At 57.8% G+C, this 26,316-nt stretch carries 28 protein-coding genes and 1 tRNA gene; 14 read left to right on the forward strand and 15 right to left on the reverse strand.

Features of this window, described 5'->3' with window-relative positions; genetic code table 11:
* The first annotated feature begins 2 nt into the window (after nt 1–2).
* From HK24_RS00090 to HK24_RS00110, 6 genes are all read left to right on the forward strand, one after another.
* Nucleotides 3–854 (forward strand): hypothetical protein, encoded by an 852-nt coding sequence (locus HK24_RS00090; protein WP_086632828.1) that lies wholly within the window; start codon nt 3–5, stop codon nt 852–854.
* A 3-nt stretch (nt 855–857) separates the two neighbouring features.
* On the forward strand, nt 858–1,835 hold the full coding sequence (locus HK24_RS00095) for a hypothetical protein (protein WP_086632829.1): 978 nt from the start codon (nt 858–860) through the stop codon (nt 1,833–1,835).
* A 188-nt stretch (nt 1,836–2,023) separates the two neighbouring features.
* Nucleotides 2,024–2,185 carry a hypothetical protein gene (locus HK24_RS13560; RefSeq protein WP_158092981.1) on the forward strand — a complete coding sequence of 54 codons (162 nt, stop codon included), beginning with the start codon at nt 2,024–2,026 and terminating at the stop codon, nt 2,183–2,185.
* A 240-nt stretch (nt 2,186–2,425) separates the two neighbouring features.
* Nucleotides 2,426–2,644 (forward strand): hypothetical protein, encoded by a 219-nt coding sequence (locus HK24_RS00100; RefSeq protein WP_086632830.1) that lies wholly within the window; start codon nt 2,426–2,428, stop codon nt 2,642–2,644.
* Nucleotides 2,645–2,736: 92 nt separating this feature from the next.
* A complete protein-coding gene (locus HK24_RS00105) occupies nt 2,737–3,372 on the forward strand; it encodes a hypothetical protein (RefSeq protein WP_086633040.1) in 636 nt (211 codons plus the stop codon).
* A gap of 338 nt (nt 3,373–3,710) precedes the next feature.
* Complete coding sequence (locus HK24_RS00110; RefSeq protein ID WP_086632831.1) at nt 3,711–4,052, forward strand: hypothetical protein; 342 nt, start codon at nt 3,711–3,713, stop codon at nt 4,050–4,052.
* An 8-nt stretch (nt 4,053–4,060) separates the two neighbouring features.
* On the opposite strand, the gene HK24_RS00115 is transcribed toward HK24_RS00110, so the two are convergent.
* The 9 genes from HK24_RS00115 to hisB form a co-directional block, all read right to left on the reverse strand.
* Nucleotides 4,061–5,170, reverse strand: coding sequence for a site-specific integrase (locus HK24_RS00115; RefSeq protein WP_086632832.1), 1,110 nt, complete (start codon nt 5,168–5,170; stop codon nt 4,061–4,063).
* 143 nt (nt 5,171–5,313) lie between these two features.
* Nucleotides 5,314–5,389, reverse strand: a tRNA-Glu gene (locus tag HK24_RS00120).
* A gap of 50 nt (nt 5,390–5,439) precedes the next feature.
* The gene (locus HK24_RS00125; protein WP_086632833.1) at nt 5,440–5,805 is read right to left on the reverse strand and encodes a histidine triad nucleotide-binding protein; all 366 of its coding nucleotides are present in this window, start codon (nt 5,803–5,805) and stop codon (nt 5,440–5,442) included.
* 11 nt (nt 5,806–5,816) lie between these two features.
* A complete protein-coding gene (locus tag HK24_RS00130) occupies nt 5,817–6,191 on the reverse strand; it encodes a phosphoribosyl-ATP diphosphatase (RefSeq protein WP_046901090.1) in 375 nt (124 codons plus the stop codon).
* A gap of 4 nt (nt 6,192–6,195) precedes the next feature.
* A complete protein-coding gene (hisF, locus tag HK24_RS00135; protein WP_086632834.1) occupies nt 6,196–6,957 on the reverse strand; it encodes an imidazole glycerol phosphate synthase subunit HisF in 762 nt (253 codons plus the stop codon).
* Nucleotides 6,951–8,297: a 1-(5-phosphoribosyl)-5-[(5-phosphoribosylamino)methylideneamino]imidazole-4-carboxamide isomerase gene (gene hisA / locus HK24_RS00140; RefSeq protein ID WP_198942026.1), complete on the reverse strand. Its 1,347-nt coding sequence runs from the start codon at nt 8,295–8,297 to the stop codon at nt 6,951–6,953. Before hisA ends, hisF begins: the two co-directional genes overlap by 7 nt.
* On the reverse strand, nt 8,294–8,932 hold the full coding sequence (hisH, locus tag HK24_RS00145) for an imidazole glycerol phosphate synthase subunit HisH (RefSeq protein ID WP_086632836.1): 639 nt from the start codon (nt 8,930–8,932) through the stop codon (nt 8,294–8,296). Before hisH ends, hisA begins: the two co-directional genes overlap by 4 nt.
* Nucleotides 8,917–9,309 (reverse strand): hypothetical protein, encoded by a 393-nt coding sequence (locus HK24_RS00150; protein WP_064275114.1) that lies wholly within the window; start codon nt 9,307–9,309, stop codon nt 8,917–8,919. The genes hisH and HK24_RS00150 overlap by 16 nt, the downstream gene beginning before the upstream one ends.
* Nucleotides 9,306–9,902 carry an imidazoleglycerol-phosphate dehydratase HisB gene (hisB, locus tag HK24_RS00155; protein WP_046901095.1) on the reverse strand — a complete coding sequence of 199 codons (597 nt, stop codon included), beginning with the start codon at nt 9,900–9,902 and terminating at the stop codon, nt 9,306–9,308. Before hisB ends, HK24_RS00150 begins: the two co-directional genes overlap by 4 nt.
* Nucleotides 9,903–10,077: 175 nt before the next feature.
* Here hisB and HK24_RS00160 point away from each other — a divergent pair, with 175 nt between their 5' ends.
* From HK24_RS00160 to HK24_RS00170, 3 genes are read left to right on the forward strand one after another with little or no spacing between them, the layout of a single operon-like run.
* A complete protein-coding gene (locus tag HK24_RS00160) occupies nt 10,078–10,680 on the forward strand; it encodes a nitroreductase (RefSeq protein ID WP_233125907.1) in 603 nt (200 codons plus the stop codon).
* A gap of 5 nt (nt 10,681–10,685) precedes the next feature.
* Nucleotides 10,686–11,870, forward strand: coding sequence for a 5-demethoxyubiquinol-8 5-hydroxylase UbiM (ubiM, locus tag HK24_RS00165; RefSeq protein ID WP_086632837.1), 1,185 nt, complete (start codon nt 10,686–10,688; stop codon nt 11,868–11,870).
* A 19-nt stretch (nt 11,871–11,889) separates the two neighbouring features.
* Nucleotides 11,890–12,906, forward strand: coding sequence for a zinc-binding alcohol dehydrogenase family protein (locus HK24_RS00170; protein WP_086632838.1), 1,017 nt, complete (start codon nt 11,890–11,892; stop codon nt 12,904–12,906).
* A 9-nt stretch (nt 12,907–12,915) separates the two neighbouring features.
* Here the strand turns inward: HK24_RS00170 and HK24_RS00175 are convergent, their stop codons facing one another.
* From HK24_RS00175 to HK24_RS00190, 4 genes are all read right to left on the reverse strand, one after another.
* Nucleotides 12,916–14,304, reverse strand: coding sequence for a glycosyltransferase family 2 protein (locus HK24_RS00175; RefSeq protein ID WP_086632839.1), 1,389 nt, complete (start codon nt 14,302–14,304; stop codon nt 12,916–12,918).
* 17 nt (nt 14,305–14,321) lie between these two features.
* Nucleotides 14,322–14,804: a hypothetical protein gene (locus HK24_RS00180; protein WP_086632840.1), complete on the reverse strand. Its 483-nt coding sequence runs from the start codon at nt 14,802–14,804 to the stop codon at nt 14,322–14,324.
* Between the two features lie 86 nt (nt 14,805–14,890).
* Nucleotides 14,891–17,269: a DUF3772 domain-containing protein gene (locus tag HK24_RS00185; protein ID WP_086632841.1), complete on the reverse strand. Its 2,379-nt coding sequence runs from the start codon at nt 17,267–17,269 to the stop codon at nt 14,891–14,893.
* 184 nt (nt 17,270–17,453) lie between these two features.
* Nucleotides 17,454–18,527, reverse strand: coding sequence for a quinone-dependent dihydroorotate dehydrogenase (locus tag HK24_RS00190; RefSeq protein ID WP_086632842.1), 1,074 nt, complete (start codon nt 18,525–18,527; stop codon nt 17,454–17,456).
* A 103-nt stretch (nt 18,528–18,630) separates the two neighbouring features.
* Here HK24_RS00190 and HK24_RS00195 point away from each other — a divergent pair, with 103 nt between their 5' ends.
* Nucleotides 18,631–18,846 carry a hypothetical protein gene (locus tag HK24_RS00195; protein WP_064275151.1) on the forward strand — a complete coding sequence of 72 codons (216 nt, stop codon included), beginning with the start codon at nt 18,631–18,633 and terminating at the stop codon, nt 18,844–18,846.
* 2 nt (nt 18,847–18,848) lie between these two features.
* Here the strand turns inward: HK24_RS00195 and HK24_RS00200 are convergent, their stop codons facing one another.
* Both HK24_RS00200 and HK24_RS00205 read right to left on the reverse strand, forming a co-directional pair.
* Nucleotides 18,849–19,694 carry a sugar phosphate isomerase/epimerase gene (locus HK24_RS00200; protein WP_086632843.1) on the reverse strand — a complete coding sequence of 282 codons (846 nt, stop codon included), beginning with the start codon at nt 19,692–19,694 and terminating at the stop codon, nt 18,849–18,851.
* Nucleotides 19,695–19,699: 5 nt separating this feature from the next.
* A complete protein-coding gene (locus HK24_RS00205) occupies nt 19,700–20,509 on the reverse strand; it encodes an alpha/beta fold hydrolase (protein ID WP_086632844.1) in 810 nt (269 codons plus the stop codon).
* Between the two features lie 128 nt (nt 20,510–20,637).
* Here HK24_RS00205 and dusB point away from each other — a divergent pair, with 128 nt between their 5' ends.
* The 4 genes from dusB to HK24_RS00225 all read left to right on the forward strand — a co-directional run bounded on the left by dusB (nt 20,638) and on the right by HK24_RS00225 (nt 26,238).
* A complete protein-coding gene (gene dusB / locus HK24_RS00210) occupies nt 20,638–21,729 on the forward strand; it encodes a tRNA dihydrouridine synthase DusB (protein WP_086632845.1) in 1,092 nt (363 codons plus the stop codon).
* Between the two features lie 21 nt (nt 21,730–21,750).
* Nucleotides 21,751–22,479 carry a helix-turn-helix domain-containing protein gene (locus tag HK24_RS00215; protein ID WP_086632846.1) on the forward strand — a complete coding sequence of 243 codons (729 nt, stop codon included), beginning with the start codon at nt 21,751–21,753 and terminating at the stop codon, nt 22,477–22,479.
* A 68-nt stretch (nt 22,480–22,547) separates the two neighbouring features.
* Nucleotides 22,548–24,842, forward strand: a complete 2,295-nt coding sequence (locus HK24_RS00220) for a PAS domain-containing sensor histidine kinase (protein ID WP_233125927.1) — start codon at nt 22,548–22,550, stop codon at nt 24,840–24,842.
* Nucleotides 24,832–26,238 carry a sigma-54 dependent transcriptional regulator gene (locus HK24_RS00225; RefSeq protein WP_046901107.1) on the forward strand — a complete coding sequence of 469 codons (1,407 nt, stop codon included), beginning with the start codon at nt 24,832–24,834 and terminating at the stop codon, nt 26,236–26,238. Before HK24_RS00220 ends, HK24_RS00225 begins: the two co-directional genes overlap by 11 nt.
* Nucleotides 26,239–26,316: the final 78 nt, after the last annotated feature.

The following is a 26,316-nucleotide window of genomic DNA, read 5'->3' on the forward strand; positions in this document are numbered from 1 at the left end:
ACATGAGCATGCTGCGTTCCCTTGCCTTAACGCTCTCCCGGCTGCCGCGTCTTGCGCAGATCGGCGGAGGTGTCTCAGCCCTCGCGGTCGTTGGGGCAGGCGTATCTTCGTTCAGTGGCGGATCCGGTGACAGGGCTGCGATCCGCGCGGTTTTGGCAGCTCATCAGGCGATCGACACGCGTTCCTGTCTGACGTTCCGCTTTGCGCCAGGCCTGAATTTCGAGAACTGGGCCGGTCGTCAGTTCTGGATGGCATCGACACCCTGGACAGCCCCCGATCGTCATCCTTTCATTTTCTATGCTGGCCCTGCGAATGATACCGCACTGGAGATCGTCACCGATCTGACGCATCGCGGTGTGCTCGAACGTCATCTTGTGCCGGTCAGCTTTCTTGCCGGTGGTGTAGCCTCGGCCGCGATTTACACGACGCCGCGTAACGATCCCGATTTCAGCTACGAGCTTGTACAACCGAATTTCATGGCGCGGGGCAGTCCGCTGGGGACGCTGGCCTGGCCGAACAGCGTGTCGGTCGCGCGGGGCAATGGTCCGCAGCAGTCGCTCTATCTGCTGCATCCCTATCTGATCAGTCAGGTCAGCGGCGTCTGTGTTGGTCTCCACCTCAATGCCATCACGGAGATCAAGCCCCATGACAGGGACTGGGCCGGGCGTGATGTCATGACCGCCACGGCTGTCTACCGGAGTGATGGTCTGAAGGACTGGATGCAGTCACCTGTATTCCGCAGGACGATCGGGTCCTTTCAGAATCTGGAAAACGGTAGGGATAATCGCCATCGGCTTGTTTTCCATCGGGGATCGAAAGGTCTGGAACTGGTCGGTAATCAGGAGGAGCAATAGGTCATGCGTTTCCGGACCATGAAATCCTTGCTGTCCGCACCGCTGCTGGCGGCGTTGGTCACAACCGCCTTGACCGGCGCTTCCGTCCCGTCTGTCTGTGCGGCATCGGACGACCGCAAGGCCGCGCAGGCGGCCGATGATATTCTGGCGACGCTGCGGGCTCTGCCGGGTGACCGAGGTGATCTGGAGGAGGGGAACAGCCGTCGCGTCTGCCTCAGGCTGCGAGGCGATGCTATTCATGGTGAGGCGGCATGGCCCATGTCAGCCGTCATCCTCAGTAGATACACGGCCGGGGTCGAGCCGGGCGCGGCCTATAACGCGGACACCACCGGCGTCCTGCTCGGCGACGGTCCGCGCAGCATCACGCCGACACCGTTCGTGCAGGCGCTGATGGCGGCGGGCGTGGTGCGGCGCGTGCCAGTGAGCTGGGTCGTTCACACGGGCCATCCCGGTATGCCTACAGCGGCTCAATTGGGATTGCATGATCTGGACGATAGCTCCGAGCCAAAACCCTCGAGTTCGCCGCCGGACAATGTCGAGGCGACGACACGCTTTGAGGGGGACCTGTTTCTGGGCTCCGGTCCGGAGATCGTCGGGCATTTTGAAATCCCGCCTGATGAACGGGGTCATATAGGGGCGGTGAGCATTCCGCCGCTTATCGGAACCGCATCGCCCCCGTCCGGTGTGACCTCGGCGTCGCGCTACTGCTACGCGCTCGTGCGGCAGCGGGTGCTGGAGTTCGGACCGCTCCAGACAATTGAGCCCGGACATCAGCGGATTACGGTTGCCGTGTTGATGACGCCTGAACAGCTGCCGGGCTGGGCCAGTGATCCGCGTGTGCTGGAGGTCTTTGCCCCGCAGTTCATCCGCCCGCAGCAGGTGTTTCTGGTGACCTACGACAATTTCGGGGATGGCTGGAAAAAATTCGGCCTGGCCTTCGCAAAGGATCTCGCTGAAACCGGGCATTATGTCGGGGAGTGACGTGACGAAGCAGCGATCGAACTACCCCTGCGCGCGCCCGCGCGCGAGTACAGAATAGATAGTACTAAAAGAACTCCTGTGGGGCCTTCGAAGCGGGATACCCTCGTTTCCCCAAAAGAGCTGTAAGGATTGTACCGTCACCGTTTTCAGTCCGCGCTCTGGGTGTCAAGTCTCAGGGAAGACTTCCTGTGGATACCAATCAACCTCACGACGCGCTCGATCGCGACGCTCTGCTGTTTACGATGCTTCTGCCTGCCCTGATCCGGTATCGGGATTCAGTGGATCGTGACGTTCCCGCAATCACGGCCGCGATTGCGCTTCTACGAATCATGGATGCGCGCCGAGAATAAAAAACAAAGGCCGGGCGGAACTTACCGCCCGGCCTTTATTATGTTCGCAAAGTTTTTTCGGTTTGTATTATTCGTTTTGTTTATTGGACTTATAATTGTTTTATTTGTTTTGGTTTTTGTTCTGGAACTTTTGAGGTCTCACACCCTAAATTCCCCAAAGGATTTTGTTCTTTTCTGGCTATGTGTCGGTTTTTTGCGTGTGGGTTCCTCGTCCCGCAATACTTCCAAACGAGAATATCAATGTCAGATCATACAACAATTTCCTCCGCCGTGGAGGTGGATCTCATGCAAGTCGTGGCGTTGCACGGGTTGCTCGACTTTGCCCTGAGTCAGTCGCTTGCTGGTAATACGGACGATCGCATCATGGAGGGCGTCGTCATTCTGACCCGCCTGATTGGATGCAAGGTCCGGTGCCTGGCCGACAAACTGCTGCTAGGCGAAAGCTTCGGCTGCGACTGAGGCTCTCCATCCTCGCTTACACCCACACCCGTTTCTTTCATCAACAGGCGCGCTCGTGTCGCGTCTGTTTTTATTTCTTCATGGAAAAAACAATGTCTCGTTTCTCAGGCGACGCTACACCGTCCCATTTTTACCCCACCGAAACTGATCTTATCACCTATCGAGACCTGGCCCGTGACCTCGGTGCTCCACCGAGCGAGGCCATCTGCCGCTACCTCGGCCCCGCCGGCCAACATCTGGTGTTCATCGGTGAGTCTGGCCAGCGGGACTGGGCGCGCGTCGATACGCAGGCAAGGGCTCGCTGGCCTGATCTGCCGCCGACAGGGAAGATCGCGTCCAATGGCAAGACACTGGAATCCCTTCCCGAACGTGTCGTTTACCAGATTCTTGAGTCTTTGAAGCACGAGGATATGGAAATCGATCTCCATCAGCCGATCATGGCTGACCTCGGGGCGGAGAAGGCGGACCTGACATTGCGCAGGAGAAATGCTGCCTGCTTTATCGAGGTCATCGGTTCCTGTGGACCCAATCGCATTACCCGGAACGACCACGAGTTACGGGGGTTGGAGCGCTTCGAGCGGCGTGAAGCCTTTTACCGTCGTGTCGGCATCACCCCGGTCTGTATCTTTCTCGATCTGCTGGCGCGTCCGGAGGACCTGAAGGCACTGTGCCAGTCTCTGGTGGACCAGATCGCTGACGACGGGCGTGACAGAGAAATGTCGCTATAAGGACAAGGATCGATGTCTGGGGCGCGGGATGTCCGGAACCGGAGCTCCCGCGCCAGAAATGCTAGCGCACGACATCAGTTTTGGTATCCGGAGTGGAACCGAACGGTGTCAAAAATCACGAAAAAACCGTCTTGCCGTTTCAGGAATGTCTCTTACCCTGATTGTAACAGGGAAATTGGCAAGTGATTCGATGCTCACGCCCGGAGTTATCGATTGAAGTCAGCTTCCCCTCATGGAGGTTGTGACGATGTCCAGGACAATAGCGGATGACGGGGATCTGAAAGCACGACCTTGCCGGATCCTATGTTCAATCGGTCTTCCAAAACCGGAGCACCATCATGTCGTCGGTTAAAAGCGAAGCTGTAGCAAGAGAGTCTCGTGGGGTGTTACGTTACGCGGCAGCAGCAGCGTATATCGGTTTGGCTGAAGGAACACTCCGGAACCAGCATGATACCTTGGGAATCCAGTCGCTGAAAATCGGTCGGGTGCGGTGTTTTCCGATGGCTGCGCTTGATGATTTCCTTGAGCGGAAGCTCCTTGAGACCGAGAGAAAACAGCTCCGCAAAAAGCGGCGGGGGCGCGGAGAGAGTTTGGTCTTCAGTTTGGATTTCAGTTTCTGGATTGTGATTGCTGCTCTGTTGCTTATGGCTCTGATCAGGCTGTCCTGTCTGACAGCCTGACGGAAGCGCTATTCTTTGTCGGCACAGTTACGCTTCTCATACGCGATGGCTTTCGCGGCCAGATCTTCCGTGTGAGGCTGGTAGTACCTGTCCAGAGACTTGATATCTTTGTGACCCGTCACGCGGCGAAGTTCCAGGGGGTTCGTGTAAATCCTTGCGAGACGGCTTGTCGCCTCATGGCGAAGGTCGTGAAACGTGAGGTCCCGAAGGCCAGCTTTCTTCGTCATCCGTCCGAACCGAACGGAGAAAGCATCCTTGCTACCGATGTCGAATACGAGATCTCCGGGCTGGCTGGATCTGCGTTGTGTCTGAAGGGTCCGAAGCAGGCGCGCCGCACCGGGTGTCAGCGGACGGATTTCCGGCCCACGTTCGATGGCGCGATGCATTGTTTTCGTCTTGGCAAAGGACAGTGAGTGTCGGTCGAAGTCGATGTCGCGCCAGCGGAGCGTCAGGGCCTCTTCCCGTCGCGTTCCCTGTTCGATGGCGAACCGCACGAATGCGACATCATCGGGCCAGGGTGATTTAGCCATGACCTCCAAAAGACGTTCGTATTCGTCGCCAACGAGGCGCCGGTTGCGTTTTTTATCCGCGCCTGCCGGGCGCTTGACTGCGGTTGCGGCGGCCGGGTTCTTCGCAAAAGGTACATCCCATTCCGCGATGGCGTGCTGGCAGATCGCAGCGAGCAGGTTGAGTCGTTTGACGACCGTGGCTGCGCTGTATTTGTCAGCCAGCCGGTCCCGGAAGCCACGGACTGCTGTCGAAGTCAGGTCGACCAGTGCCAATTGTGCAATCTCGTCCTGAAGGATGGCGGGGATATGACCCTTGCGATCATTCTCCCGCGCCTGCATCTCCTCACGCACATAACGCTCGACCAGTTCACGGACGGTCTGGCGTTCAAGCGGGCGCGTATCCTGAAACTGGCCGAGTTCGAGTTTGGCAGATGTCGTATCCAACCACCGTCGGGCCAGCTTGGCCGATGAGAAGGTCTGATGGATTCTCTCGCCGCCGGCGATGCGCTTGCGGGCCCGATACTGACCTTTGCCGCGATACTCGACACCTGCGGGGAGAGCGCGGCCGGTCGCAGGATCGATTTTGGTAGAAGTGATTCGGTCTTTCATGGTGAGCCTCGCTTGGGCCCAGCATAGCCTTTTCATGGGCCCATTGGGACCATGTGCTCATCGTCTTTTCCGGTGGCGGGCCCAAGGTGGGCCCAAAAGCAGTCAATCATTCCGCGACCAGAACTCTAAGTCATTGGAAAGATTGGCGTCCCATAGGGGATTCGAACCCCTGTTGCCGCCGTGAGAGGGCAGTGTCCTAGGCCTCTAGACGAATGGGACCAGAGCGAGGGCGTTAATAGAAGAGGCCCTCAGGGTTTGCAAGTATTATTTTACAGTTTTTGCGAAAGCAAAGGGCCTAGTGCCGCGCCGCCAAAAAGGTGGACGTGGAAGTGAGGAACTTCTTGGCCTGAATTGGCGCCGGAATTGCTGATAAGGCGAAAACCGTCTTTCGTCAGGCCCTCTGCTTCAGCCACTTTTGCGACCGCTCTCCAGAAGCCAGTAATGTCATCGGCTGACGCTGTCGCACTGAAGTCCGCAATGGAGACATATGGCCCTTTGGGGATGACCAGCACATGGATAGGTGCCTGCGGGGCGATGTCGTGAAAGGCCAGCGCGTAGTCGTCTTCGTAAACCGTGCGGGACGGGATCTCCTCACGGAGGATGCGCGCAAAGATATTACTATGGTCGTACGTCATGGCTTTGTCCCTTAACCAAGCTTTTCCTTGGGGCGCGATGCTTTTTCGGCAATCCCGCTCGTGCCTTCGCGACGCTTCAGCTCTGCCCAGACATCGTCGGGAGAGACGCCTGCGTCCACCCACATGACGATGAGGTGATAAAGAACGTCAGCACTCTCCCCGACGAGTTCCTTGCGATTGCCATTGACGGCTTCGATCAGACACTCAACAGCTTCTTCGCCAAATTTCTGGGCGATCTTGTTGCGGCCACGGGCCATCAGACGGGCTGAATGGCTCAGCGTCGGGTCTGTGCCGCGACGGGACTGAACGGTTTCGAACAGGCGCTCCAGCACGTGCTCTCTGGCCGGTGTCGTTTTGCGCTCTTCCGGCTTTGCTGCTTTTGCCATTGCCTTATTCTCCAAGTCTGACCGGAAGGCCGGCCTCATTCAGTGCCTGTTTGACGTCCCCAACGCGGAACTGTCCGAAATGGAAGACGCTGGCGGCTAACAGGCCGCTTGCGCCAACCTGCGCGCCTTCAACAAAATGATGCAATTCGCCAACGCCGCCGGATGCAACCACAGGGATGGTCACTGTACCACAGACCGCTCTGAGCAGATCCAGATCGAAACCGGACTTCGTGCCATCACGGTCCATGCTGGTGAGCAGGATTTCGCCTGCGCCCAGATCCTGCATCTTTTTGGCCCATTCCACCGCATCCAGTCCGGTGGGTTCGCGGCCGCCTTTCGCATAGACTTCCCAGCCACCACGCCCATTCGACCGCGCATCAATCGCCACGACCACGCACTGGCTGCCAAAGCGTTGCGAGGCTTCACGGATCAGTTCAGGGCGCGTGATCGCCGCCGAATTCACGGCACATTTGTCGGCGCCAGCCAGAAGCAGGCGTCGCATGTCCTCACAGGTCCTAACGCCACCACCTACCGTCAGGGGGAGGCAGATGGCTTCTGCCGTGCGGCGTACGACATTCAGAATGGTATCGCGATTTTCGACGCTGGCCGTGATGTCCAAAAATGTCAGCTCATCAGCACCGGCAGCGTCGTAAAGCTTGGCTTGCTCCACCGGATCACCTGCATCACGCAGGGAGACGAAGTTCACCCCTTTGACGACGCGGCCGTCCTTGACGTCAAGGCAGGGAATGACGCGGAGTTTCAGCATGAACCGAGTACGTCCAGGGCGTCCTTGAGGGAAATACGCCCATCATACAGCGCCCGGCCGATTATGGCGCCGGAAATGCCCGGTACGTCGCGGGCAATAGTGCGCAGGTCCCGAAGATGGTCGAGGGTGCCGACGCCACCGCTTGCAATGACGGGAATGGAGAGGCGGCGCGCCATGTCTGCCGTCTGTTCGAGATCAAGCCCGGCCAGCATCCCGTCGCGGGTAATTTCGGTGAAGATGATGGCGGCAACGCCTGCATCTTCCATACGGAGTGCCAGATCGTTGGCTTCAAGTTCCGAAACTTCTGCCCAGCCTTCTGTTGCAACGCGGCCCTGGCGGGCGTCAATCCCAGCAACAATCTGCCCCGGGAAGGCGCGCGCGGCCTGTCGGACCAGTTCCGGGTCTTTTACCGCCACGGAACCGAGGATGATGCGAGAAACGCCGGCTTCCAGCCAGCGCTCAATGGCAGCCATATCACGGATGCCGCCACCAAGCTGCACCGGCAGACCAGTAGCTTTCACAATGGATTCAATGGCTGGAACATTCGTCGATTTGCCAGCGAAAGCACCATTGAGGTCAACGACGTGCAGATGGCGGCAGCCTGCTTCTTCAAACAGCTTGGCCTGTGCCGCAGGGTCGTCGGAATAGTGAGTGGCATCTTCCATCTCGCCACGGCGAAGCCGGACGCAGGCGCCGTCTTTCAGGTCGATGGCGGGGTAGAGCATCAGGCCCTGATGGCTTTTGGTGGTCTCGGAGGAAACAGGCGCGCCGCCAGCATCCGGTGCAGCAATGCTGGACTGCCAGCGGGCCGCTTCATGTTCACCGGCGAGTAGTTTGGAGAAGAAAAGTCCGCGCACCGTCTGGCCTCCGATCCGTGCATAATAGGGATGGGTGCCCCAGTGCTCAAAACCGAGCGACCGGAACAGCCCGATGGCAGCAGCATGCGTTTCACGCACGTCGCAGTTGATAACTTTGCTACCCATGGCTTTTGCGCCCTGGATCATAGCCTGAATCAAAGCGCGCCCCAGTCCTCGCCCTCGGGCGTAGGGTGCAACAAAGAAGCCTGTCAGATTGACTATGGCGGCATGAGCTTCGTAGCTGGAAGGCGGACGCACAAGCTGTCCCGCACCACAAATGATGCCGTCTTCGCGCAACACATACAGGCTGCGCTCCTGCACCAGAAGCAGGCCTTCGAAATAACGCTCCAGAGCCTGATTTCCGGGCGGCTGGAGCCAGCCGAAACCGCCGCCATCCAGAATGCCTGCCGTTACTGCTTCGCAGAGCGCTTCCATGTCATCCGGCGAGAGGGATGAAACGACCCGTTCGCAAACAACGGTCATGACGTCCACCTCAGAAAGTTGCCCATGATGGTCAGGCCAACAGTCTGGCTTTTTTCAACGTGAAACTGTGTTCCGCACCGGTTGCCGCGCGCAACAATGGCGGGGACCGAATTTCCGTACTGTGCGGTCGCCACCAGTTCGTCTTCATGCCCGTCATGCAAGGCATAGGAATGAACAAAATAGCCATGCATTCCGGGCTCCAGGCCTTGCGTCAGCAAATGTGCGCCCGGTTTGAAATCAAGCGTGTTCCAGCCCATGTGGGGTAGGCGCAGACCTGCATTGGCGGCTTCATCCATGCGACGAATATTACCTGAAATCCAGCCCAGCCCCTCGGTACGGCCGTGCTCCAGGCCATATTCGCTCATAAGCTGCATGCCCACACAGATGCCAAGGAAAGGCGTGCCTTTAGCCGTTGCAGTCTCAAGAGTATTGCGAAGATCCGGCCCAAGGCCTGCGGCACAATCGGCAAATGCGCCTTGACCTGGCAGGATAAGGCGATCGGCGTTCAGGATGGCGTCTGCATCGCGCGTAATGGTGACGTCTGCGTCAAGTCCACGTAATGCCGCAGCCTTTTTGGCGGCCTGAGCGGCCGATGCAAGATTGCCACCATTATAGTCAATTACGACGACGCGCATGGGAACTCCGGGGGGCTAACAGGTGATGTGTGCCGGTCCGCCCAGCGGATCAGCGCAATGTCCTTGCTTGGAGCAGGGATTGGCAGGCCCATCTGGCGGCCATTGAGGCGCATTTCCCACAGACGGATTTCTGCCGTGAACGTGGCAAGGACAGCGTGAATACCTACGATAATCGCAATGTCCCACCGTGAAGCAATAAAGACATGCAGCAGGATGGACACGGCTGCGGCAAGAAGTCCGGAGATCCAGGCGCCATAAGTGAGAAGGCCCAGCCATCCGAAAAACATGACACGCCAGGAAAAGCCGTTCTGCACCATGACAGGCAAACCCAGCGGCCGCGATGAGGCGGGGTCCGTACAGGGCGTGAAAAGCTTCACAGGACGCCTTTGGTGGAGGGAATGGCGCCCGCCGCACGGGGGTCCATCGAGACGGCAACGCGTAGGGCCCGGGCCACCGCTTTGAAGCCGCTTTCTGCAATATGGTGGGCGTTTGTTCCTGCCTTGCAGGTCAGGTGCAGCGCGATGTGCGCCGACATTGCAAAAGCACGGAAGAATTCTTCAAAAAGTTCGGTATCCATCGTGCCGATCTTCTCGCGTGGGAAAACCACGTTCCACGCCAGATAGGGGCGGCCGGAAATATCCACCACGGCTTCGCACAGGGCTTCGTCCAGCGGCACCAGTGCATGACCGAAGCGCTCGATGCCGCGCTTGTCCCCGATCGCCTGACGGAAAGCCTGCCCAAACACGATGCCAACATCTTCGACCGTATGGTGCCCGTCAATGTGCAGATCACCCTTGGCGAGCAATTCCAGATCGAAGCCGCCATGTTTGGCGAGTGCCGTCAGCATATGGTCGAAAAAGCCGATGCCGCTGTCCACGGTTGAGCGTCCCTGCCCATCAAGAGACAGGGCAAGGGTGATATCGGTTTCGCTTGTCGCGCGGTGCAGACGGGCGTGACGGGGTTCGGTCATGGTGGTTCTGCTACACCAGCGGGAGGGTTATTTCCACGCTGTCCCTGAGATAAAGGATGAAAAAGAAGGGTCCTAGAGTGCCGCAGAACGGGAAGACTGTCACCTGTCTTCAAGAGTTTGGGCGAGACTCTGTCGCCCCCTTGGCGGATGAGGCTGATCGCGCCATATCTGAACCATGGCACATCATCACTCCTCCCTCGACTTCCTTCTCTCCCGCGCCTCGACCGATAACCTCGTTGAGCCGACCCCCAAGGGCGAGCAGCTTCGCAATATCCTGTCTGCAGGTTTGCGAGCGCCGGATCATGGCCGGATGCGACCGTGGCGCTACACGGTCATCAAAGGAAAGCATCGGGAGGCCTTTGCCCAGGTGGTGCTGGAAGCCATGGAACGGCAGGAGCCCGACGCCCCATCTGCCAAGAAGGAAAAGCGACGGGATCGCTTCTCCAACATGCCCATGATTATTGCGTTGGGGATGCACATTGTCCCTGACGGCAAGATCCCGGTCATCGAGCAGGAAATGTCCGTGGCTGCCGGTGCGATGAATGTTCTTAACGCGTTGCATGCCGAAGGTTTTGGCGGGGTTTGGGTTACGGGACCTTTCTGCGAAGACCGTGCGCTTCTCGAATCGCTTGGGTTGAAAGATCCGCATCGTCTTGCGGGCTTCCTCTTCGTCGGAACGCCGGAAAAGCCGGTCGAAGGTCGTAAGCGCCCGGAGATCGAAAATTATATGGCAGTCTGGAAAGGCGAGCCCATTACATTCGATGCAGACGCAGGCTGAACAGAATGCGGTATGATGTGATTGTTGCGGGTGGCGGCCCGGTTGGTCTGGCTTGTGGCATTTCTCTTGCCCGGGATGGTCGCAGGGTTTGTGTCATTGAGCGCTCGCCAGTATCTGTGCTGGCTGATCCGCCTTTTGACGGGCGAGAAATTGCTCTGACGCATCACGCCGCGAACTGGCTGAAAGATGCAGGAGCCTGGGCTGAGATCCCGGCAACGTCCATCTGCCCCATGCACACGGCGCGCATTGAAACCGGCACGGTCGGCAGTCCGCCGCTTTTGTTTGATGCGCCAGCCGATGGCCCTGACGCACTTGGATATCTTGTTGCCAATCATCTGATCCGCCGCGCTCTGTATCGTGTGGCAGAGCGGACACCGGGCCTCGAAATCCGCGCCGGGGAAGGGATTGAGACGGCACGACATAACGCGCAGTCCGCCTCTGTAACACTGACAGATGGTACGGAACTGACTGCTGATCTTCTGGTCGGAGCAGATGGACGCTTCTCGCGATTGCGCGACAATGCGGGCATCGGTGCAATTGTTCATGATTTTGGCCGGAGCATTCTGGTCTGTCGGATGCATCATCCGGAAAGTCACGCTCATACCGCGCTTCAGTGGTTTGACGAGGGACAGACAATTGCCCTTTTGCCAATCGCTCCTGACGGGCGTGAAGGGGCTTCGTCCTCGCTCGTTTTAACCTTGGAAAACGATGAAATTGCGCGTCTGAAGACGCTCGAAGCTGACGCATTCAACGCCGAGATCACGGAGCGGACGCAGGGACGTATGGGTCCAATGGAGCTGGAGAGCCCGCGGTGTTCCTATCCTTTGAAAGCGGTCTATGCTCATCGCTTTCATGCGCCGCGTTTTGCCTTGATTGGGGATGCTGCCGTGGGGATGCATCCGATTACGGCGCATGGCTTCAATCTGGGTCTTAAAGGACAGGAAACGCTTGCGCGTGCCATCGCTGATGGACCTGGAGATGCGGGGGGACCCATCGTGCTCTCGAAGTTCGCCCGGACCCATCGGATGGCGACGGCGCCACTGTTTGCTGCAACCAATGCGATCGCGACAGTTTATACGCGTGACGAGACGCCATTTCTGGCTGCCAGAAAGTTGGGCCTGGCCGTTGCCAACCGCCTTCTTCCTTTCAAATCAGCTGTGACAAGCATGCTGATGGATCGTAATTCCTGAGTACCCTGCGGAGCCCGTGATGAAAGCCTTCGGACACACCCGTGCGACCCGCATCGAAGAAACAGATGCGCTCGTGGAATTGAATATCCCGACCCCCGAGCCGGGCCCGCGGGATGTTGTTGTCGAGGTTTCGGCTGTTTCCGTGAACCCGGTTGATACAAAGCTCCGATCTGTCGCTCCTCCAGAAGGAGAGGCGCGCGTTCTGGGTTACGATGCCGTGGGTCGGGTTGTGGCAACGGGTGGTCAGGTTCGCGGGTTTCGTGCGGGTGATCGTGTCTTCTACGCTGGCAGTAATCTGAGGCAGGGCAGTAATGCCCGCTTTCAGGCAGTGGATGAGCGCCTTGTTGCATGTGCCCCGCAAAGCCTGACGGATGTTGAAGCTGCGGCTCTGCCTCTGACTGCTTTAACGGCCTGGGAGCTGCTATTTGACCGTCTGGGTCTCACGGCCGGGCAAATGGAAAGCCCGGATGCGCTTTTGATTGTCGGCGGGGCGGGAGGCGTCGGGTCCATTCTCACGCAGATCGCGCGTCGCCTGACTGGCCTGAAGGTCATTGCAACTGCATCCCGGCCTGAGACCGTGGAATGGTGCAAATCCATGGGCGCACATCATGTCATCGATCACCGTCGACCGCTCGATCAGGAGCTCGCCCGTATTGGTCTTCCGCATGTGCAATATGTGGCCGGTTTGACGGCAACCGGGCAGCACAAAGATGCGATTGTTCGCGCGCTGGCCCCGCAGGGTGCGCTGGCGATGATCGATGATCCGGGCGAATTTGATATTATGCCCTTCAAGCGGAAATCACTGTCAGTCCATTGGGAATACATGTTTGCGCGCCCAGCGTTCAATACGCCGGACATGGCTGTGCAAGGGCGTATTCTCGGGCAGATTGCATCGCTGGTGGATGCTGGTCTGCTCCGGACAACTCTGCATCAGACCCTGGGCCCTATCACGCTGGAAAATCTACGCCTTGCGCATGAAATTCTAGAGAGTGGCAAAGGAATTGGGAAAGTCGTGCTGTCAGGTTTCCCGGACTAAAATTTGCTGTCACGCTGGAAGTTTGGCTTCCAGCATCTCGCGCTCTGCATCCTCTAAAAAGTCCATCAGGAGGGGGAGGACGGAAACGGTCAGGCGCAAATCTTTCTTGGCCAGGGCGCTGATGGTTGCGAGAGAGACAGGCTGAGACAATGCGGCGCGTGCGAAGCTCAGCGTCGGTCCGTTCAGAATATCGTCTGATGCAGCTGTGTTTTCAAACGGCCGCAACTGAAAGATCTCGGCGTCTTTGAAAGTCTGACTGCCTGACGGAACGCTCTCGTCTAGACTCTCAGAATTTACGCTCAGGAAAAAATTGTTGCCTGTCTGGCGTAACGCCACAGACCGGTGCTCGGCTGTGGAAACCGTATCGTAAGATAAAAAATCGAGCAGATGTGGATTACCATCAGGGTTGATTGATGCCGGGTTGCCATCTGTTCCGATAGTAGTGAGAAAAACTCTGGAAGTAGCTTCGCCGATCCTGATTGCAAGAAGCGGACGGATTATTGGCGATTTGTCCGCCACTTCCAGTTTCGTGTCTCTGACGCAGATACAATTTCCGTCATGGGACCAGACTGAAAATACATGCAGTGTCGGTACCGACGGCGGAAGAGGTGTCAGTTGGTCTGAACTGGGCAGAGCATCAAGAACACGCGCATATCCTTGTTGTATGACGCGGCGTACCCAATCTTGCATCGCGTTAGTTTTATCTCGGGTGCTCGAACCGTATATGTCACCGCGATTGGCTTCCACGATGCCATGTGAATCAGGTCGAACGTTATTGTCGCTCTGTGAACGATCTTTCGTAATGTCTGACGTATCTGAGGACACTGTATCCTGAGTTAAGGCATCAACGTAACGATATGGTGCAACATCAAAATAATCCACATTGGACCATTGTCCGCTCCAGCACCTGGGGCGGACAAAAGACTTAGCGGGACCGTTTATGCTGCTTTCAGCTTTATGGTGTGGGCCAGTGTGGAAGGCGGCCACGTGGGGCTTCGTAACATGGCCTGAGTAACCGTAATCGCGCCAATTGACTTCGATTGCGCCAACATCGCCACCCATCTCATCTAGGAATTGATGGAGAGTGTTGTGGGTTGGGAGCAACGCGTATTCGCCAACATTCAGAAAGCCGACCCAGTCGAATTCGTCTCTAAGATGTTCAAGAGCTTCTGCATGGATTTTCCGGTGTCTTTCCGTATGAGATCCGCCAGCACTCTCGATGCGATAAAGGCGGATATCGTGCACACAGGCCGCATCGGCAACAATGCGATCCGTGCCGTCTTTTGAGCCGTCATCAAAGACGATGATGGTATCCACGCCAAGACTGACATACCAGCCGAGCCACCAGAGGATATCAGAGACCTCATCGCGGACGATGGCAACAACGGCAACTTTCATACGGGGCTAATTTCGACTCAGTTGAAGTGGGTACGCAGGAGTGGTGTGGGTGAAATACACAGAAGGATAAAGCCAAAAATGGCCATGACCTTCAGGATGAAGAACACCATATGCTGGCATACTTCCCCATTCGTGGCCATCATCATGAAGGGGTCCGGTGGGGGAAGAGTAGCTTTTGGATATGTCTGCAAGCGCTCAAGGCTGGAATTACGCTGATTGGCGTATTCTGCTCTGCGGCGAGCCATCTCAGTGCTGGAAATATCAGCTTTGCCGTAGAGGTGAACGAGATAGTTCTCGAGGTCTTCCCGTCGATACGCGGGCTTCCCATTCGGCATATGACCGCGCTCTGGGCCTGTTCCGAGCATGGAAAGCAGTCTCAAACGGCGCAGTGACAATCCCAGATAAGTAGCAGCTTCGTTGACGGCGAGCATACGTGCCCGAATGGGCAGATGGAAAAGCTGCCCAGAGCTGTTCTGTTCGGAAATATGTGATGGCGGCATGGTCTGTGTCCCTGCGGTTCAGACACTCATCACCTTAAAAGACGCTCCGTGGAAAAGCGAGGTTTTCCACGGGGCACTCGGAAATATCAGGCAGTTGTGAGCGTGACATTTTCCGCATTGAAGCGGCGGAAAACATCGAAAAGGATTGCATCCTGTATGGCGGATGCATCTCGGGCAGACAGGATCCGGACGGTCAGACTCATGGTGAGGCTAAAGCTTGCGAGCGCACTGATCCGCACCACAGGAGCAGGATTGGACAGAATTTCAGAGCGCTGGGCAGCCACCTCAATGAGCAGGGATTTGGCTTTTTCCAGATCGGTCGTGGTTGGCACCTTGAAGTTCAGTGTCAGAGCGCTTGTTGAGCCGGACAGGGTACAGTTCTTGACGCTGGACGTGATGAACTGCGAGTTCGGAACAATCAGCGTTGAACCGTCGCCAAGGCCAATGTCCGTAGCCCGGATGCTGATGCGCTTGACGTCACCCTTTGCGCCCGCAATTTCCACCATATCCCCGACCCGGACTGGTCGTTCTGCCATCAGGATCATGCCGGAGACGAAGTTCTGTACAATGGACTGAAGACCGAAACCGATACCCACCGACAGCGCACTCACCACCCAGGTGAGGTTCTGAACAGACAGTCCAGCAATGGACAGAATGCCAAGGCCAACCAGGATCCACGAGCAGTAAGTGAAAATGCTCAGGATGGATGTCCGGGCACCGATATCAAGCTGCGTGGTGGGCAGGAAACGATCTCTGATCCAGTGTTTTGTCTGGCGAATGATGTAGTAAGCGACGCTTACCAGCACGACGCAGAGAACGACCGTATCCAGCGAGATCTTTACGCCATGGATGGTATTGCCGACGAACAGCAGGCGCAGGCGGCTGCCGATATCGCCCATGCTGAAGCTTCCGTCGGTTTGAGCGATCGAGAAAAGCAGCAGCAGCAGCAGGATGTTCCCGATGCCGGAAAGCAGAACACCGATCTGCGTGAGGCGACGCGAAGACAGGCCGAGCGGGTGTAGACGTGCACTAAAGCGGCCCTCTGGATCAAAAAGATGATCCAGAATGCTACGCCAGCACAGTCCCAGAAGCACAACGACGGCCAGGCCTGTTCCCAATGACAGGAGCCAGCCGTTCAGGGAGAATGCAAAGGAGACATATCCCAGCAGCACGGCAATGAGCGAGATGCCAAAAATCAGGGAAGACAGTCCCAGCGCGGTGGGTGCGAACTGGCGTGTATCGTCCTGCTTGCCCAACCGGCGGAAGGTGTCGATTGCACAGATGCCGATCGCCAGAGAGAACGCCATTTCCAGGACGGTCTGAAGCGTGGGGCCGAAGACATCCTGAGCGCGGAAAGAGCGAAGAAGGTTCAGGACAAGAATGCTGAGTGCCAGCATCCAGTCCACACCACGGAGGGCACGGCGTTCGTTGGGGTTGCCCTCCAGAACACCTTTTCGTCCAAAAACCGGAAGTCCGGCCCCGATGATAAAGCCACAGATTGGAAGGCTCTCGCCCAGAACGGCGGCGATGGGGCCACCATCGGCGTCGAGTACGGCGGCGCTCCAGATCAGCCAGGTAATTCCTCCCAGAAGGGCACACAGAATACCATTAAGCGTGATGGCGATGATGCTGCTTGCGAGTGCATCCTTCACGCCGGTTTCTGCGGATGAGCGGAATTTCGCCCCCGCACGCTTTAACAGACGCAGAATGACAGGAGACGCAATCCCGATCAGGAACAATGTTCCCGCCGTGCCGATCAGGAGCATCATCCATGCTGACAGCACGCCGTCTTCATGGAGCGACGACTTGTTTTCCGGGCGTTCTGTCAGGAGGGCATGCCAGAATTTGGGCGCCAGCGGAGAGACTGTCCGTTCAGACAGAGCAGCATTTTGCAGACGTGTCCGACGCGTGGCGATGGCGGAATTGAGCTGCTTGGCCTGAAGATTGTAAAGCTTGGACCGCATCAGGGCGGACTTCACACCCTGGGAGTTCTGCTGCAGTCGCGCGCGCTGTTCCGTGACAGACGGGTCTTCGTTTTCTGCGGCCTTGGGCCCAAGAATTTGAAGATAGGAGTCCGTGATGTCGTCGTAATTCTGGATCTGCGTCAGTGCGTCCTGCGTATTCTGCTGAACACGCTGAGCACGCGCAGACAGATTGTCCAACTCGGTACTGCCAAGATTGGCGTCTGTCCGGTTAAGAACATTGAGGATCTGTTTCAGCGTTGCTGAACTGTCTTCAAGCTGGCGGTTGATCGTATCCGACACGGCCGTCCAGCCCAGACCGCCGTTCTTGTCCACAACGGCTTTCTGGGTTGTTGTTGGTGCTGCTGCCTGCGGGGCCGCAGCGGGGGCGGCATGGCCTGTGATCGGTACGCCACACAAGAGCGTCAGGGCAAGGAAAGCGCTTCTGCACGTAAAGCGGGTTCGCCGGCGGGTTTCCGGCCCTGTGAGGTGGGGCTCTTGCATGTGGGGCTTTCACTCCTGGTTTTGATGTTGGGTTTTAACGATCTGAAGAGCCACAAGGTTCAGGAAAGCCTTGCAGAGGCGACGATCGGTGTCTCTTTCGGCGGGTGAGCAAAAGAAAGCGCCTCTGCCGGACTGGGCAAAGGCGCTGGTATTGATGGCTTTATTTTGAAACGAGACGCAGGCTTCAGACGGAAAGAGCGGTCCCGTGTGCGTCGGCAATGGTTTCGAACCCCTCCCGACGCATGGCATCCAGAAGTTCCGTTTTAAGGCGACTGAGAAGAGCGGGCCCCTGGAGCACGAAAGATGTGTAGATCTGGACCATGTCTGCCCCCATGCGGATACGGTCCAGCACGTCTTCTCCTGTTTCGATACCACCGCAGGAAATGAGCGCGATGCGGCCCTTGTTCAGGTTTGAGACAACCTTGAGAACTTCGCGCGACCGGGACGCCAGAGGTCTACCAGACAACCCACCGGTTTCGGCTGCCAAGGGGCTCGTTAAATTTGTTGGGCGGGCAATTGTCGTGTTGGTCAGGATTAGTCCTTGTGCCCCGCCCGCAATGGCAGCCTCAAGAATGGGCTCGTAGGAGCTGTCGTCCATGTCCGGGGCCAGCTTGACCAGCAGAGGCAGACGATCCGGGTTGCGCGTGTTGATGGCGCTCAGCAGGTCCGTCAGCATCTGGGCGGACTGAAGGTCCCGCAGGCCGGGCGTGTTGGGTGAGGACAGGTTCATCGTCACGTAGTCCACATAGGGACTGACACGCGAGACGAGTTCCGGATAATCCCGCAGAGGCTCTGCGCCGATTTTGTTAATGCCGATGTTCGCGCCCAGCGGCACTGTCGCACCGCGTGTGCGGCCATTAGGCATCGGGCGATGCAGGCGTGCGAGATTGCGGCAGAACCGGTCAATTCCGCAGCCGTTGAACCCCATGCGATTGATGATCGCGCCGTCTTCCGGCAGGCGGAACAGGCGCGGTTGGGGATTTCCGGATTGCGGTCGTGGTGTGACGGTGCCCGCTTCCACATGGCCGAATCCGAGTTTGGCCAAGGGGCGAACGGCGCGCGCATTTTTGTCGAAACCCGCAGCCAGACCAATTGGGTTCGGAAAGCGGAGTCCGAAAGCGCGGGTGGCAAGTGCCGGTACGTCTTTCGGAGCAGACCCTCCCAGCCCAAGGGCCATGGAGTTTATGGCAAGCTCGTGCGCCGTCTCCGGATCGAAGCGATGCAGGAGGGGCGTGGCCAGTTTTCCAAGATCAATCATGAGTCTTTCCCTTATCGCAAACCTGAGCAGCGTGCACGTGGTGGGGCAGAACGTGAGGGGAGAGGGGTTGGCGGGAGCATGGGGACGCGATAGACGCGAAACAATGTGGGAAGAACCCTATCTAGAAACATGTTGCCGCTCGACCCTGCACCGACTTCTGCTTTGCGGCGATGCAGGGCGGCCGACAGGTCTGCGTGATCAGCCCTGCCTTGAGCGCCTGGAGCGCATGGGGTTCGTTCGTCTGCGCGAAGACGGTCGTTTTGTGATCACGGATGCCGGCATGACCCGGCATCGGCTGGAAATTGGTCCGACTGGCTGATGTCAGGCCTTGTTCCAGGCATTCTCCAGTCCCCTGCGTGACTGACTGATAAGAGCTTCGAGATCTCCGTCATAGAGACTGTCCGGAACCTCTGACGAGAAAATTTCGACGGTGCAGGCTCCACGAAAGCCCGCCTCCCAGGTGGCGTGAAGCATGTCGTGCAGGGGGATGATGCCATCGCCGGGAGTGAGCCGATCCGTGGCAGAATATGGCGTCCGCCAGTCGCTCACTTGAAGAACGTTAATTTTCTTGCCAGCTTTCCGAATGGCACCACAGACGTCGTCTTGCTGCCAGATGTTCCAGTAATCCAGACAGAGGCCCATCGCTGGGTGGCCAACACCCTCAATGATCTCCAGGGCCTGCTCTATCGTCCAGATTGCGCTCTCAACATTGACGGATGTGGGATTTAGCGGTTCCAGCGACAGGGAAACGCCAAGATCAGCCGCCAGCGGGCACAAGTCCCGCAGGTAACGTGCAGTCTCATCCATGACACGATGCATGTTCCCATTGGGTGGAGCACCTGTGTTGGTGACGAAAACGGCGCCCGGCGCATAGGGCGCAAGAGTCTCAAGGCTTTTCCTGAGGCGTGCTGCGCGCTGGGCCGGGTCGGCTGGTTCAGGGGCCATCCTGCTGTCGAAGAAGGTACGGACAGAAGGCTGAATGGCGCTGATGGTCATGCCGCTGTTGGTAGCAAGAGTCATCTGTTCATGGATGCGTGCAGGGTCCAGCTTCGCTTCGCAGATCTCGATGGCCTGGACGCCTGCTGCTTTGTAGCGTGCGACATCTTCTTCGAAGGACCAGGGCTGGGTAGTAAATTCGTTCATGCCGAACAGAAAGGGCAGGGACATCGGAATCAGCCTTTCAGGAACTCGATAACGGTCCGGTTGAATTTTTCGGTTTCGTCGATGAAGACCATGTGCGCGCTATCCTTGAAGAAAACGGCTTCGCAGTTCGGCATATGATCGGCTACCCAAGCTGGGCCCCCTGCGGGCAGGATTTTGTCCTTCTCCGCGACCATCATAAGGGATCTCAGGGTGAGGTGCGGCAAAACGTCCCGCCAGTCCTGTGTGGTGTGATCGGCCATCATGGCGGCGCGGGCATAGTCCGGGCTGGCGCCCATTTCCCGAAGCAGGAAAGCTTTCTCGTCTTCTGGAATGTCCTGGCTCAGGCAGTCTGCCAGATTGCCGTGGTCAAAGTTTTCAGCATCCAGAAAAACCTGCTGCTGAAGGTAAGCCAGACCGGCCTGATCGTAGCAGGTTGCGTGGCCCAGCTTCCAGTCCGGAGAATAATACTGTTTTGGCGTCTGTTGAACGAAAATGGCGCTTCTGAGCCGATCCTGTCCGAACAGTTCCAGATAGGACCAGATCACGGGGCACCCGATGGACCAGCCCAGAACGGTCGCATCCTTGAGGTTCAATGCACCAATCAGGTCTCGCAGGTCTGCGGCTAGTCTTGCGATGCGGTAACCGTGTTTGGGTTTGTCCGAGCGTCCGTGTCCGCGCAAATCCATGGTGATGACACGTGCATGCTCGGACAGGGCTTCCACGTTGCGGTGGAAAAACCGCCCCGAAAACGTCCATCCATGGATCAGGACGAGGGGGCGTCCATGCCCTTGCTCCTCGTAATGAATTCGTGTTCCGTCGCTCGCGGTGATGTGGGGCATGAAAACCTCCTGCGTCGCTGTGCAGAGTATGGAAGGGATGCAAGGCGATAGCGTTTCAGGGGCGTTAACGGTTTCGTGGCAAAGGAGCGTTTGCGCTTGAGGGAGTGCATCGGTAAATTAACAGTGTCATGACAGCTTACTCCTCTCCCGCTCCCCCGAACCGCGTTCTCGCGCCCATTGATCTTGGCCAGGGCGTAGTGATCGAAGATCCGGTAATCCTTGCTCCGCTTTCAGGGGTTACGGATCTGCCGTTCCGCCAGCTTGCGCGCGACCTTGGCGCGGGGCTGGTCGTGTCTGAAATGATCGCATCCTGGGCAATGATCCGGGAGAACGAGAACACCATGCGCATGGCGCGTTCGGCCGGGAATGGCCCGAATGCGGTTCAGCTCGCCGGGTGTGATCCGGATGCGATGGCGCAGGCTGCGAAGATTGCGGTTGATGGCGGTGCAAACCTCATTGACATCAATTTCGGTTGCCCTGTGAAGAAGGTCGCGATTGGCCAGATGGCGGGTTCTGCTCTGATGCGGGACGAAGTGCAGGCCGGAAAGATTCTTGAGGCTACGGCACGGGCCGTCAATGTTCCCGTGACGCTCAAGATGCGCATGGGCTGGGATCACGACTCCCTCAATGCACCACGGCTTGCGAAAATTGCGGAAGAAAGCGGAATCCGGCTCGTGACGGTTCATGGGCGCACCCGTCAGATGTTCTATAACGGAACCGCAGATTGGCGCTTCGTAAAGACCGTGAAGGATGCTGTGGGTCTGCCGGTGATCGTGAATGGCGACATCAATACGATCCGTGATGCCCGTGAGGCACTTCATCAGTCTGGCGCGGATGGCGTGATGATCGGCCGAGGCTGTTATGGCCGTCCATGGTTCACGGCACAGGTGGCTCAGTCCCTGAAAACCGGGCAGGACGTTCCGGACCCGGATCTGACAACGGAAAAATCCATTGCTCTGCGTCATTACAGGATGATGCTGGATCATTTCGGGGAGCGCCCCGGTCTGCGTCTGGCGCGCAAGCATGTGTCCTGGTACTCCGGCGGTCTGCCCGGCTCTGCAACATTCCGTTCCGCCATTAATCGTGTGGATAACGCGCCGGAAGCAATCTCCATGCTGGAAGAGTTCTATGACCGGAACATCGAAGCGGGCGTTGTCAGGGACCGTGAGAACGGACCAGCCGGCAGCATGCCGCGTGATGGATGCAGTGAAGCAGCCTGACCGGCAAAGGTTTAGTCAGGGATGGTGATGCAGGCTGAGCCCTTGCTGGCGGATGAAGCATGCCGTCCGATGTTTCTGTATGGGGCATCCCGGCTTGATCGTCAGGACGTGGCGCGTCGACTGCACACGCATAGTGCGCGGGCGCAGCAGCCTTTTGTGGTCGCTGCTCTAACGGCTACCCCCTGTGCACTACGCGAAGACGCTCTGTTCGGAGGGCGTGAAAGCGGCTGGTTCGAGCAGGCGCAGGGCGGGACTCTGCTTGTCGATGAGATTGACTGCCTGTGCCCTGCGTTACAGGTCCGGTTTGTTTCGGAGATCGAGCGTCCGGAGACGGATCTGCGTGTGATTGCTGCGAGCAGGCACGACCTGACCCTTCTGCTGCGGCAGGGTAATTTTCAAAGCGGTCTGCATCGCTGGTTGGCCGCATTTGAGCCGTCGCAGCGCTTGGGGCCTGAGCGCATCAGTGCGGTGTGCCGCCTGCCGGGGACGGGAAATGAGCGTCCACGGGGGCTGGCGCGAGCGCTTGAGCGGCCGTTAACTGAGTATTTCGAGACCGGGCTGGAAAACGACGCGGGTGATCTGCATGCCAGTGTGGTGGGTGAAGTCGAGCGGCCGCTTATCACCATGGTCCTGCGGAGAACAGGCGGGAACCAGCTTCGCGCGGCTGCCATGCTTGGCATGAACCGCAACACGTTGCGCAAGAAAATCAGGGAACTGGATATTACGGTTCCAAAGGGAAGTGACGAGTGAGTTCTTTTTCTCCGGGGCGTGTGCTGAGACGACTGACAAGCGCCAACGGGGTGGTTCTTCTAACCGTCATGGCACTGATTTTGGCGTTCGCGACTTTTGTCGTTCTCGCGGGCGGCATGTCACTGGCGCATCGTCCGCAGGTGCAGGCCATCATCTTCCTGCTCGACTTCATCATGCTCATGCTGATCACGGCAGCAGGGGTGGTGCAGATCGGGCGCATGATGGCAGAACGGCGGCTTGGGCTAGCCGGTGCAAGGCTTCATGCGCGCCTCATTACCCTGTTTGGAATTGTCGCTGTTGCACCGACCATCGTCGTGGGAGCTGTTGCAGCGCTATTCTTCCATTACGGCGTGGAGATCTGGTTTTCCAATCGTGTCAGTAATGCTCTGACGGAGGCCCGCTCTGTAGCAGCGGGGTATCTGCGGGAGCATAACGACAATATCCGTACAGAAGCATTTGCCCTCGCAAATACGCTGATCCTTATTCAGAACGATGAACTGTTCACGCACGGGACAGACCTGTTCCACAATCCATCCCGTTTGCAGGAATTGCTGGACGATGAGGTTTACGAGCGCGGTTTGACCGATGCTGAGGTCTTTGATCCGCTCACGGACAAAGTTCTGGGTGTCGGTGGCCTTCTTGGCAAGACGGACATGAATACCCTGCCGCCTTTACCGCCCAAGTCTGTGGTGGAGATGGCACGCGGGGGAGATGTCGCCATTCTCAACCGCCCTGATCAGCGCATGGTGCGGGCCATTGTCTCACTGGGCGGAAATTCGGGGCTCATGCTGGTCATTACCCGACCCGTCGATCCTGATGTCCTCGAGCATATGCGGCGTACCAACGAGCTCGTGCAGGATTACCAGCACATGATTGCCAATCGGGGCAAAACGCAGGTCACTGTCGTGGTGATCTTTGGCCTGATGGGGCTGCTGGTTTTGGCTGTTGGCATGTTGACGGGGCTTGCGCTGGCCAACCGTATTGCGAACCCGCTAGGCCTTCTCATTCTTGCCGCAACGCGCATTTCCCAAGGTGATCTGGGTGTGCGTGTTCCGGTGCCAGCAAAGACGAGCCGCGAAAAGGACGATGAGGTTGTGGGGCTCTCTCGGGCCTTCAATCGTATGACGGACCAGCTTGAGAGTCAGCGGTCAGAACTGATGCAGGCTTACGATCAGATCAATGAGCGTCGGCGATTTACGGAAACTGTTCTGGCAGGTGTGTCGGCGGGTGTCATTGGTCTGGACCGAGGACAGGTGATCGAACTGCCGAATAGGGCTGCTTCCGTCGTGCTCCAGCGGGATTTGCAACCTGCGATCGGCATGAGGCTCTCTGTCAGTGTGCCGGAATTTTCAGCTCTGCTGGACAAGGCAAGGCAGGCGCCGGAACGCGTCCATACTGATGAAATCCAGGTGGATACGGATGGTGCGCAGCGCCCGGGAGGACCTGGTGACGGTGGCGGTGCGGGTGCCGGACGAACACTTCTAGTGCGGATCGTGGCCGAACTCCGTGGCACGGATGTTGCCGGCTATGTCGTAACCTTCGATGACATCACGGCGCTTCAGTCAGCGCAGCGTAAAGCGGCCTGGGCCGACGTGGCCCGACGCGTGGCGCATGAAATCAAGAACCCCCTGACGCCAATCCAGCTTGCAGCAGAGCGGCTGAAAAGGCGTTTCCTGAAAGAAATTCAGAGCGACCCCGACACATATACGCAGCTTGTCGACACGATTGTCCGGCAAGTTGGAGATATCGGCCGGATGGTGGATGAGTTCTCTGCTTTTGCACGGATGCCACAACCCGTGATGCAGAACGAGGACTTTTCCCGGATCTGCCGGGAAGCGCTGGTGCTGCAAAGAAACGCTCATCCCGACATTGTGTTCGAAACACGGGATCTGCCGCCCTCAGGGCCTATCGTTCGGTGCGATCGGCGACTCATAGGGCAGGCACTGACAAACCTTCTGCAGAATGCGGCAGATGCCATAACCATGACAGACCGCGGAAAATTGCGGGAAAACGCGTCTGACGTCCTGATGCAGCCAATTGGACACATTGTGGTGGGCTTGCACATTCGGGACGGGCATGTCCTGCTAGGGATAGAAGATGACGGGATTGGTCTGCCGACTGGGGAACGCCACCGGTTGACCGAGCCTTATGTGACACACAAGGCGAAGGGCACAGGTCTTGGCCTTGCGATTGTCAAAAAGATCATGGAGGACCATGCCGGGATGCTTCAGCTCACCGATCGGGACCCCGATCCGTCATCCGGACGGCGCGGGACACTCGTCACACTGTCTTTGCCTCTGGCGGAGCTGGGTGGTGCAGGAGAGAAGGAAGACCGGATCATGAGGGTGACAGATGGAACATGAGATTCTGATCGTCGATGACGAGCCGGATATCCGGTTCCTGATCGAAGGTATCCTGAACGACGAAGGATATGCGACCCGCACGGCCGCGAACTCCGATCAGGCTTTGGAGCTTTTCAGGGCACACAGGCCGTCCCTGGCCATTTTGGACATCTGGTTGCAGGGTTCCAAGCTGGACGGGATTGAACTGCTCAAGGTCATGCAGGCTGAAGAGCCAGGTCTGCCTACGCTGATGATTTCGGGTCACGGCACCATTGAGACGGCTGTCGCCAGTCTCAAGCATGGTGCCTACGACTTCATTGAGAAGCCGTTCCAGTCAGATCGTCTGCTTCTGGTGGTTCAGCGTGCCTTGGAAGCTGCCCGCTTGCAGCGCGAAAATGCGGAGCTGCGACTGCGGGCCGGGCCTGAGACGACGCTATCGGGGGAAGGAGCTGCCGTTTCGGCTGTTCGTGCCCAGATCGAACGCGTGGCTCCGACCAACTCCCGGGTGCTGATTACCGGCCCAGCCGGTTCAGGCAAGGAAGTGGCCGCGCGGATGATCCATGCGCGTTCCCGTCGTGCGGAAGGTCCGTTCATTGCGCTGAACTGTGCCACGCTTGCGCCGAACCGTTTTGAAGAAGAGCTGTTTGGTCTGGATGGTACGGACGGCCAGCCCGCACGCCGTGGCGTTCTGGAACGTGCTCATCGCGGAACGTTGCTGCTTGATGAGGTGGCAGATATGCCGCTGGAGACGCAGGGCAAGATCGTTCGTGCCTTGCAGGACCAGACTTTTGAGCGGATTGGAGGTAACACGCGCCTCAAGGTTGATGTGCGGGTTATTGCCACGACAAACCGTGATCTTCAGTCCGAAATCATGGCGCATCGCTTCCGGGAAGATTTGTATTACCGGTTGGCCGTGGTCCCTCTGCGCATCCCTTCACTCCGGGAGCGTCGTGAAGATATTCCGGGATTGGCCAAGCACTTTCTGGAGCGTTGCGCACAGTCTTCGGGATTGCCGATCCGCGAACTCTCCGTGGATGCGCTTGCGGCGTTGCAGGCTTATGAGTGGCCCGGCAATGTGCGTGAACTGCGCAACCTGATGGAGCGTCTGCTCATCATGATGCCGGGCTCGGGGAGTGACCCGATCCGGGCTGATATGCTGCCATCCAGTATCAGCCAGGGTGCGCCGTCCATGACGCGCCTGAACTCCGGGGCAGACGTTATGAGTCTGCCGCTTCGAGAGGCCAGAGACCTGTTTGAAACGCAGTACCTACAGGTTCAGCTCATGCGGTTTGGCGGCAATATCAGTCGTACGGCCAATTTCGTCTGCATGGAACGCAGTGCACTGCATCGCAAGCTGAAGCAGCTTGGTGTTACCACACAGGAAGATCGCTCGACGTCACCGGCAGTCGGGGGATAAACGGGCAGTGATCCCAATTCCTTTTTTCCTCAGGGCCGGCGAGTCAAAATTATCGTGACGTCAGAAACTTCATCCACT

This window comes from Gluconobacter sp. DsW_058 (genome assembly GCF_002153615.1).
Lineage (GTDB): Bacteria > Pseudomonadota > Alphaproteobacteria > Acetobacterales > Acetobacteraceae > Gluconobacter > Gluconobacter cerinus.

Excerpts from the sequence above, each read along its gene's own strand:
- HK24_RS00215 (WP_086632846.1), top strand. The coding sequence starts at position 21,751 with ATGGTGATGCAGGCTGAGCCCTTGCTGGCGGATGAAGCATGCCGTCCG.
- HK24_RS00175 (WP_086632839.1), bottom strand. The coding sequence starts at position 14,304 with ATGAAAGTTGCCGTTGTTGCCATCGTCCGCGATGAGGTCTCTGATATC.
- hisB (WP_046901095.1), bottom strand. The coding sequence starts at position 9,902 with ATGACCGAACCCCGTCACGCCCGTCTGCACCGCGCGACAAGCGAAACC.
- HK24_RS00205 (WP_086632844.1), bottom strand. The coding sequence starts at position 20,509 with ATGCCCCACATCACCGCGAGCGACGGAACACGAATTCATTACGAGGAG.
- HK24_RS00220 (WP_233125927.1), top strand. The coding sequence starts at position 22,548 with ATGGCACTGATTTTGGCGTTCGCGACTTTTGTCGTTCTCGCGGGCGGC.
- HK24_RS00095 (WP_086632829.1), top strand. The coding sequence starts at position 858 with ATGCGTTTCCGGACCATGAAATCCTTGCTGTCCGCACCGCTGCTGGCG.
- HK24_RS00130 (WP_046901090.1), bottom strand. The coding sequence starts at position 6,191 with ATGGCAAAAGCAGCAAAGCCGGAAGAGCGCAAAACGACACCGGCCAGA.
- HK24_RS00185 (WP_086632841.1), bottom strand. The coding sequence starts at position 17,269 with ATGCAAGAGCCCCACCTCACAGGGCCGGAAACCCGCCGGCGAACCCGC.
- HK24_RS00200 (WP_086632843.1), bottom strand. The coding sequence starts at position 19,694 with ATGTCCCTGCCCTTTCTGTTCGGCATGAACGAATTTACTACCCAGCCC.
- HK24_RS00100 (WP_086632830.1), top strand. The coding sequence starts at position 2,426 with ATGTCAGATCATACAACAATTTCCTCCGCCGTGGAGGTGGATCTCATG.
- hisH (WP_086632836.1), bottom strand. The coding sequence starts at position 8,932 with ATGCGCGTCGTCGTAATTGACTATAATGGTGGCAATCTTGCATCGGCC.
- HK24_RS00170 (WP_086632838.1), top strand. The coding sequence starts at position 11,890 with ATGAAAGCCTTCGGACACACCCGTGCGACCCGCATCGAAGAAACAGAT.
- HK24_RS00090 (WP_086632828.1), top strand. The coding sequence starts at position 3 with ATGAGCATGCTGCGTTCCCTTGCCTTAACGCTCTCCCGGCTGCCGCGT.
- ubiM (WP_086632837.1), top strand. The coding sequence starts at position 10,686 with ATGCGGTATGATGTGATTGTTGCGGGTGGCGGCCCGGTTGGTCTGGCT.
- HK24_RS00110 (WP_086632831.1), top strand. The coding sequence starts at position 3,711 with ATGTCGTCGGTTAAAAGCGAAGCTGTAGCAAGAGAGTCTCGTGGGGTG.
- dusB (WP_086632845.1), top strand. The coding sequence starts at position 20,638 with ATGACAGCTTACTCCTCTCCCGCTCCCCCGAACCGCGTTCTCGCGCCC.
- hisF (WP_086632834.1), bottom strand. The coding sequence starts at position 6,957 with ATGCTGAAACTCCGCGTCATTCCCTGCCTTGACGTCAAGGACGGCCGC.
- HK24_RS00225 (WP_046901107.1), top strand. The coding sequence starts at position 24,832 with ATGGAACATGAGATTCTGATCGTCGATGACGAGCCGGATATCCGGTTC.
- HK24_RS00180 (WP_086632840.1), bottom strand. The coding sequence starts at position 14,804 with ATGCCGCCATCACATATTTCCGAACAGAACAGCTCTGGGCAGCTTTTC.
- HK24_RS00105 (WP_086633040.1), top strand. The coding sequence starts at position 2,737 with ATGTCTCGTTTCTCAGGCGACGCTACACCGTCCCATTTTTACCCCACC.
- HK24_RS00190 (WP_086632842.1), bottom strand. The coding sequence starts at position 18,527 with ATGATTGATCTTGGAAAACTGGCCACGCCCCTCCTGCATCGCTTCGAT.
- HK24_RS00115 (WP_086632832.1), bottom strand. The coding sequence starts at position 5,170 with ATGAAAGACCGAATCACTTCTACCAAAATCGATCCTGCGACCGGCCGC.
- HK24_RS00195 (WP_064275151.1), top strand. The coding sequence starts at position 18,631 with ATGTGGGAAGAACCCTATCTAGAAACATGTTGCCGCTCGACCCTGCAC.
- hisA (WP_198942026.1), bottom strand. The coding sequence starts at position 8,297 with ATGACCGTTGTTTGCGAACGGGTCGTTTCATCCCTCTCGCCGGATGAC.
- HK24_RS00160 (WP_233125907.1), top strand. The coding sequence starts at position 10,078 with ATGGCACATCATCACTCCTCCCTCGACTTCCTTCTCTCCCGCGCCTCG.
- HK24_RS00125 (WP_086632833.1), bottom strand. The coding sequence starts at position 5,805 with ATGACGTACGACCATAGTAATATCTTTGCGCGCATCCTCCGTGAGGAG.